Raw genomic sequence first — 5568 nt, 5'->3', positions numbered from 1 at the left:
TCCGGGAAGATCAGCCACACAGAAACTCTTATGATCGCGGTATTCGACCATACCAAGCTGCGGCGTCAAAGTGGTAAATGCATAATTGGCAATCTTTGGCTTTGCCGCTGTTATCACCGATAACAACGTCGATTTTCCGGCATTGGGAAATCCTACTAAACCAACGTCTGCCAATACCTTTAACTCTAAAATTTTCCATCCTTCCTGGCCTTCTTCTCCAGGTTGAGAATGTTGGGGCGCCTGGTTGGTTGGCGTTGCAAAATGTGAATTTCCCTGCCCGCCTCTACCACCTTTCATTAAAATAATTTCCTGGCCATCTTCTAGAATTTCGGCTTCCTGCTTTCCCGTTTCTTCATCTTTTGCAATGGTGCCTAACGGAACTTCAATGATGATATCTTTACCATCACGGCCGGTGCAGTTGTTCTTGCTACCGTTCTCCCCGCTTTCGGCCAGTACATTTTTAAAATAACGAAGATGCAACAGTGTCCAAAGATCTTTGCTTCCACGAAGGATAATATGAGCACCTCTTCCCCCATCCCCGCCATCGGGTCCACCAAAAGCCGTGAGCTTATTGCGCATAAAGTGGGTGACTCCTGCGCCTCCGTGGCCGCTTTTGCAAAATATTCTTATGTAATCTATAAAATTTGACTTTTCCATTGTTGTAAAGGTCGCAAAGTTTTTTTAGTAATTATTTTTAACAAAACTGCTTAAACATCCGGATCTAAATAATCTAAATTGAATGCAACGATTATTAGTGGATTGAGGTCAACTTTCTATACAAAAAAATCTTATTAATGAAGTACTCGATTTTCATACTAGTGATGGCGTCCTTTTCGTGTTCAAAACATGTTTTGCGAACAACTGGAGTGCCGCTATGTATACAACAACAAATAGAAACCTTTAAAAGCGAACCAAAGGGAAATCCACCGCAATCCATCATTCAATTTACCTATCACAAGAAGAGAGTATTTTATATTCCTGCACAATGTTGTGATCAATACAGTCTCGTACTTGATGAAAATTGTAATGTATTAGGCCATCCCGATGGAGGCATTGCTGGCGGAGGGGACGGAAAACCGGTAAATTTTTTTAAAGATGCAACGGATTCCGTAACCATTTGGAGAGATGACAGGTAATCGATTAAACCAGGGTTTTATTGGTTCTGAAACAAGTTCCCTTAAATAACGCAACAGTATGGTTGCGTTGATTAGTTATTGTGATTTGATAAAGGCCCGTTGATTTGCCGTTATGTAATTCTTTCGCTTCGGCGATAAGTTCATCTCCCGGATGCACCGGTTTTAAAAAATTAATTGAAGTATCAAGAGCAACGGATAAATTATTGCGGCTATTGCACGCAAATGCAAAGGCGGTGTCGCCTAAAGAAAACGCAATTCCTCCGTGAACAATACCCAGGCCGTTGATCATTTCTTTTCTTACAGCCATTTTTATTTTGCTATAACCTTCCTTTATTTCAATAATTTGTATGCCAAGCCATTGACTAAAAAGATCATCTTTCATTACTTGTTCAATAACTTTATTTGCCAATTCATCTTTTGATAGCATTGCATTTTAATTTTTGATCTTATAAATTCTCAAAGATTATTCTCCGGTAAAAATTGCTTTTCTTTTTTCTAAGAAGGCTGTCACGCCTTCTTTAAAGTCTTTAGTCAGTGCTGCTTTTTGCTGCAATTCGTCTTCCGTCTGCAGCTGTTGTTCCAATGTATTTTCAATTGATTTGTTAAGTGCCCGTTTCGTGTAGGCCAAACCTTTAGTTGGCAGTTCAGCCAGGGTGAAAGCAATTTTTTCGGCTTCTTTTTTAAAATTTTTATCTACAAAAAATTTATAGATCATACCAGTTTTCTCAGCTTCTAATGCCGAAATTTTATCTCCCAACATCATAAATGCACTTGCCTTTTGCATCCCTATTAAGCGGGGTAAAAAATAGGTTCCGGCGTTGTCGGGTATTAAACCAATTTTGCTAAATGCTTGTATGAAAAAGGCCGATTGAGTAGCAATTACTACGTCGCAACATAGGGCAATGTTGGCGCCTGCGCCTGCCGCTACGCCATTCACTGCCGCTATTACCGGTTTATTTAAATTTCTGATTTTAGTGACGATCGGGTTGTAATGTTCTTTTAAAATTCTTTCCATGCCGGGGCCATCGGGGTTGGTAATTTCTGAAAGATCCTGCCCTGCGCAAAAGGCCTTGCCCGAGCCGGATAAATAAACACATCTAACAGTAATATCATTTTCGCAATCATCGAGTATCTTTTGAAAAGCCAGCGCCATTTCTCTGTTAAATGCATTGAATTTTTCAGGGCGATTGAAAGTAACAAAGGCAATGTTATTTTTTATTTCTAAAAGAATAGAAGACATTTCAAAAAGTATAAAGTGATATTTTTATTTCCGTTATTATGGAAAGTTTTTTATCGGCAGTAAGCAATGGTAATTTGTAAGCAAATGCTGTTGCCGCAATTATAGCATCTGGTAATTTTAAATTATACTTTCGGCGAAAATTGATGCAAGCTGATTTAATAACAGGGCTATATTCATAAATAGTAAATTCCTGAATAATATCAGTTATTTTTTCCTCTTGCCCTTTAGTGTATTTTTTTACGGATAATAGTTCGAGTTCAGTAATAAAGGAAATGAATATTGAATTTTGATCGAATAATTCTGCAATGGCCGAATCTCCCTCTAATAAATAGATTATGATATTAGTATCGGATAAAATCATGGCCATTCATCTCTCAATTTTCGCTGAATAGCTACTGCGTCTTCTTTAAAAACGCCCTTTAAAGCTCCACAAAATTTCATAAAACTTTTTTGTTTAGACTTCAACGGCGTTCTTTGTAAACGATTTATTTTTTGTTGTTTTATTTCTTTCGAATCACTTTTTTTTATAACGACTGTCATAAAATCGCTTTTTTTAAAGGTACAATTACTTAATGACATTTAAAATAATCGAAGGGCTCCAGGCAGTCGCTGCATTGGTACAGGGCCTTACATGCGGTGGAGCTAAACTGGCTGATAAGTTTGGTATTTTGCGAATGACAAAGCGGGCATTCAACTTTTAATTCTTCCAAATATTTTTGATCTAGGCTTTTGCCAACGGGCGGAGAAATTCCAAACGCTCTTAATTTTTCCTTTCCCCGCTGTGTCATCCAATCTGTCGTCCATGCCGGAGAAAGTTGTTGTGTAATCTTAATATTTGCAAATCCATTTTGTAAAAGAGCCAATCTTATGTTCATCGATATCACGTCCATTGCCGGGCAACCACTATAGGTAGGTGTTATGCAAACTTCAATCTCATTTTTATTTATTTGTACATCTCTTATAATTCCTAAGTCAACAATCGATAAAACCGGAATTTCCGGATCATAAATTTCGTCCATCAGTTTCCAGATATTGCCAATTGTAATATTTGCATCGATTTTTTCCATAATCGTCACCATTCGCAGCCGGGGTAGGCTCTTTGTAAGAACTGCATCTCGGCAAGAATATAACCAAGATGTTCCGAATGAATTCCGTTTTTGCCTCCGGTTTGCATCCAGGTATTTTTATCGTCGGGAAATGCTAATGTTGCTTCTTCCAAAACATGTCGCGTCTTTTTATTCCAGTCATCTTTTATGTCACTAACGTTAACGCTTATACTGTTTTCTAAAAGAGCGGTTTCGTAAGAAGTAGGTTCAAACATTTCGCCGGTATACGACCAAATCTCTTCCAATGCTATTTTTATCCTTTTATTACTTTCATCAGTTCCATCTCCAAGGCGAATAACCCATTCGCTGCTCCATCTAACATGATAGGTTACTTCTTTTAAAGATTTTTCAGCAATTGCTGCCAATTGCTTATCGGACGAATTTATTAATTGTTGAAACAAATAAAATTGCCAGGTACTGAACAAGAATAATTTCATAATTGTTTTAGCCCAATCGCCATTTGGTAATTCGACAATTAAAAAATTTTTGAATTCTCTTGCATCACGCAAATACGCCAGGGAATCTTCGGTTACCCCCCCTCCTCTTAAGGTTGCCGCATATTGATAAAAATTTCTTGACTGTCCTATTAAATCCAAAGCCATGTTACTGATGGCAATATCCTGTTCAAGCATCGGTCCATGGCCAGTCCATTCACTTAGGCGATGTCCCATGATTAGACTGTTATCAGCAAGATGAAGAGTATAGGTAAATAGGTCGTTCTGCATTGGGTGTTACATATGTTTCAACTCATCGGGTAAATTATAAAAAGTAGGATGACGGTAAATTTTATCATTGGCTGGATCGTAAAGGCTTGCCGCTTCATCGGGATTGGAAGAATGTATGTATTTCGATTCAACCACCCATATACTTACACCTTCCATCCTGCGGGTATAAACATCTCTTGCATTTTCGATGGCCATTTGCGCATCGGCCGCATGAAGGCTGCCCACATGTTTATGGTCGAGTCCTTGTTTACTTCTAATAAAAACTTCCCAAAGTGGTTCTGTTGATTTCATGTTGATTTAATATCTTTTTTAAACCCGATTCGCTCTCTTTTGGCAAGATCTTCCTGGCTTTGTTTATCATTTAGCAACAAGTTTAAGGCCTGAAAAATTTCTTTGAAATTGGCATTATATTTCTTTTCAAGTTTCATTATTTTTTGATGAAGATCTTTATAATTTAATGCGAATTGGCGGATCAATACAAAAGTTCTTATGATGATAATGTTTATTTCTATAGCTTTTTCGCCATTTAAGACACTTGAAAGCATTACTACGCCTTGCTCTGTAAATGCGGAAGGAAGATACCTGCTTCCACCTCTCTTTCTGGGTAAGACTAAACATAAAATCGGCGCGGAAACGATTTGCATTTCTTTTAACTGCCTGATTCAGCACTTTCGTTTCTACTTCATACATTTCAGCTAAATCAAAATCAAGCATAACTTTCTGGCCTCTTATCTCGTAAATTTTATTTTGAATAGCTGATAATTGCATGAGAGTGTTATTTCTTTAAGGTCACAATTTGTGACCTTAATAATTTAGATTACATCTGAGATTTTTGTCTTTTTTTCCGCATAGGCCAGTGCAGCTTCTCTTACCCATTCACCATTTTCATGTGCACTAACTCTTGCGGCTAAACGCTCTGTATTGCAGGGGCCATTGCCTTTAATTACGTTATAAAATTCGTCCCAGTTTATTTCTCCAAAATCGTAATGCTGTTTTTCCTCATTCCATACAAGTTTATCGTCGGGAATGGTAATACCCAATATATCTGCCTGTTCTTTACAAACATCAACAAACTTTTGTCTTAGCTCATCGTTACTAAACCTTTTTATTTTCCATTGCATGCTTTGTGCAGAATGTGGCGACGCATCATCGTTTGGGCCAAACATCATCAGGCTTGGCCACCACCACCTGTTGAGCGCATCCTGCGCCATTTCTTTCTGTGCCTTTGAGCCTCTGCAAAGCGTCAGTAAAATCTCAAAACCCTGCCGCTGGTGAAAACTCTCTTCTTTGCAGATTCGTATCATGGCCCTGGCATAAGGACCATAAGAAGCACGACACAATGGAACCTGGTTCATGATTGC

At 38.2% G+C, this 5568-nt stretch carries 12 protein-coding genes; 1 reads left to right on the top strand and 11 read right to left on the bottom strand.

Features of this window, described 5'->3' with window-relative positions; translation table 11 throughout:
- A partial coding sequence (gene obgE, locus ACO1O5_RS11180) for a GTPase ObgE (protein ID WP_486270197.1) occupies positions 1–657 on the bottom strand: 657 nt, incomplete at its 3' end.
- Positions 658–794: 137 nt separating this feature from the next.
- On the opposite strand from obgE, the gene ACO1O5_RS11175 reads away from it, so the two are divergent.
- Positions 795–1136: a DUF6970 domain-containing protein gene (locus ACO1O5_RS11175; RefSeq protein ID WP_486270196.1), complete on the top strand. Its 342-nt coding sequence runs from the start codon at positions 795–797 to the stop codon at positions 1134–1136.
- Positions 1137–1140: 4 nt separating this feature from the next.
- Here ACO1O5_RS11175 and paaI read toward each other — a convergent pair whose 3' ends face one another.
- The 10 genes from paaI to paaA all read right to left on the bottom strand — a co-directional run.
- Positions 1141–1563, bottom strand: coding sequence for a hydroxyphenylacetyl-CoA thioesterase PaaI (paaI, locus tag ACO1O5_RS11170; RefSeq protein ID WP_486270194.1), 423 nt, complete (start codon positions 1561–1563; stop codon positions 1141–1143).
- Between the two features lie 36 nt (positions 1564–1599).
- On the bottom strand, positions 1600–2376 hold the full coding sequence (locus ACO1O5_RS11165; protein WP_486270192.1) for an enoyl-CoA hydratase-related protein: 777 nt from the start codon (positions 2374–2376) through the stop codon (positions 1600–1602).
- 1 nt (position 2377) lies between these two features.
- The gene (locus tag ACO1O5_RS11160) at positions 2378–2743 is read right to left on the bottom strand and encodes a type II toxin-antitoxin system VapC family toxin (protein ID WP_486270191.1); all 366 of its coding nucleotides are present in this window, start codon (positions 2741–2743) and stop codon (positions 2378–2380) included.
- Positions 2734–2916 carry a hypothetical protein gene (locus ACO1O5_RS11155; protein ID WP_486270190.1) on the bottom strand — a complete coding sequence of 61 codons (183 nt, stop codon included), beginning with the start codon at positions 2914–2916 and terminating at the stop codon, positions 2734–2736. The genes ACO1O5_RS11160 and ACO1O5_RS11155 overlap by 10 nt, the downstream gene beginning before the upstream one ends.
- Positions 2917–2945: 29 nt before the next feature.
- Positions 2946–3443, bottom strand: coding sequence for a 1,2-phenylacetyl-CoA epoxidase subunit PaaD (paaD, locus tag ACO1O5_RS11150; protein ID WP_486270188.1), 498 nt, complete (start codon positions 3441–3443; stop codon positions 2946–2948).
- Positions 3444–3448: 5 nt separating this feature from the next.
- Positions 3449–4207 carry a 1,2-phenylacetyl-CoA epoxidase subunit PaaC gene (paaC, locus tag ACO1O5_RS11145; RefSeq protein ID WP_486270186.1) on the bottom strand — a complete coding sequence of 253 codons (759 nt, stop codon included), beginning with the start codon at positions 4205–4207 and terminating at the stop codon, positions 3449–3451.
- Between the two features lie 6 nt (positions 4208–4213).
- Complete coding sequence (paaB, locus tag ACO1O5_RS11140; protein WP_486270185.1) at positions 4214–4498, bottom strand: 1,2-phenylacetyl-CoA epoxidase subunit PaaB; 285 nt, start codon at positions 4496–4498, stop codon at positions 4214–4216.
- Positions 4495–4635: a hypothetical protein gene (locus ACO1O5_RS11135; protein ID WP_486270183.1), complete on the bottom strand. Its 141-nt coding sequence runs from the start codon at positions 4633–4635 to the stop codon at positions 4495–4497. The genes paaB and ACO1O5_RS11135 overlap by 4 nt, the downstream gene beginning before the upstream one ends.
- A gap of 19 nt (positions 4636–4654) precedes the next feature.
- Positions 4655–4897, bottom strand: coding sequence for an ORF6N domain-containing protein (locus ACO1O5_RS11130; RefSeq protein ID WP_486270199.1), 243 nt, complete (start codon positions 4895–4897; stop codon positions 4655–4657).
- Between the two features lie 122 nt (positions 4898–5019).
- Positions 5020–5568: 1,2-phenylacetyl-CoA epoxidase subunit PaaA (gene paaA, locus ACO1O5_RS11125; protein ID WP_486270181.1), on the bottom strand; the 549-nt coding region annotated here is incomplete at its 5' end.

This window comes from Ginsengibacter sp. (assembly GCF_057362405.1).
The sequence above is the reverse complement of the archived record's forward strand: the minus strand, read 5'-3'. Positions and strand labels throughout refer to the sequence as shown.

Coding starts and splice junctions, on each gene's coding strand:
- ACO1O5_RS11175 (WP_486270196.1), top strand. CDS start 795: ATGAAGTACTCGATTTTCATACTAGTGATGGCGTCCTTTTCGTGTTCA.
- ACO1O5_RS11155 (WP_486270190.1), bottom strand. CDS start 2,916: ATGACAGTCGTTATAAAAAAAAGTGATTCGAAAGAAATAAAACAACAA.
- paaI (WP_486270194.1), bottom strand. CDS start 1,563: ATGCTATCAAAAGATGAATTGGCAAATAAAGTTATTGAACAAGTAATG.
- paaD (WP_486270188.1), bottom strand. CDS start 3,443: ATGGAAAAAATCGATGCAAATATTACAATTGGCAATATCTGGAAACTG.
- ACO1O5_RS11130 (WP_486270199.1), bottom strand. CDS start 4,897: ATGTATGAAGTAGAAACGAAAGTGCTGAATCAGGCAGTTAAAAGAAAT.
- paaC (WP_486270186.1), bottom strand. CDS start 4,207: ATGCAGAACGACCTATTTACCTATACTCTTCATCTTGCTGATAACAGT.
- ACO1O5_RS11165 (WP_486270192.1), bottom strand. CDS start 2,376: ATGTCTTCTATTCTTTTAGAAATAAAAAATAACATTGCCTTTGTTACT.
- ACO1O5_RS11160 (WP_486270191.1), bottom strand. CDS start 2,743: ATGGCCATGATTTTATCCGATACTAATATCATAATCTATTTATTAGAG.
- paaB (WP_486270185.1), bottom strand. CDS start 4,498: ATGAAATCAACAGAACCACTTTGGGAAGTTTTTATTAGAAGTAAACAA.
- ACO1O5_RS11135 (WP_486270183.1), bottom strand. CDS start 4,635: ATGAAACTTGAAAAGAAATATAATGCCAATTTCAAAGAAATTTTTCAG.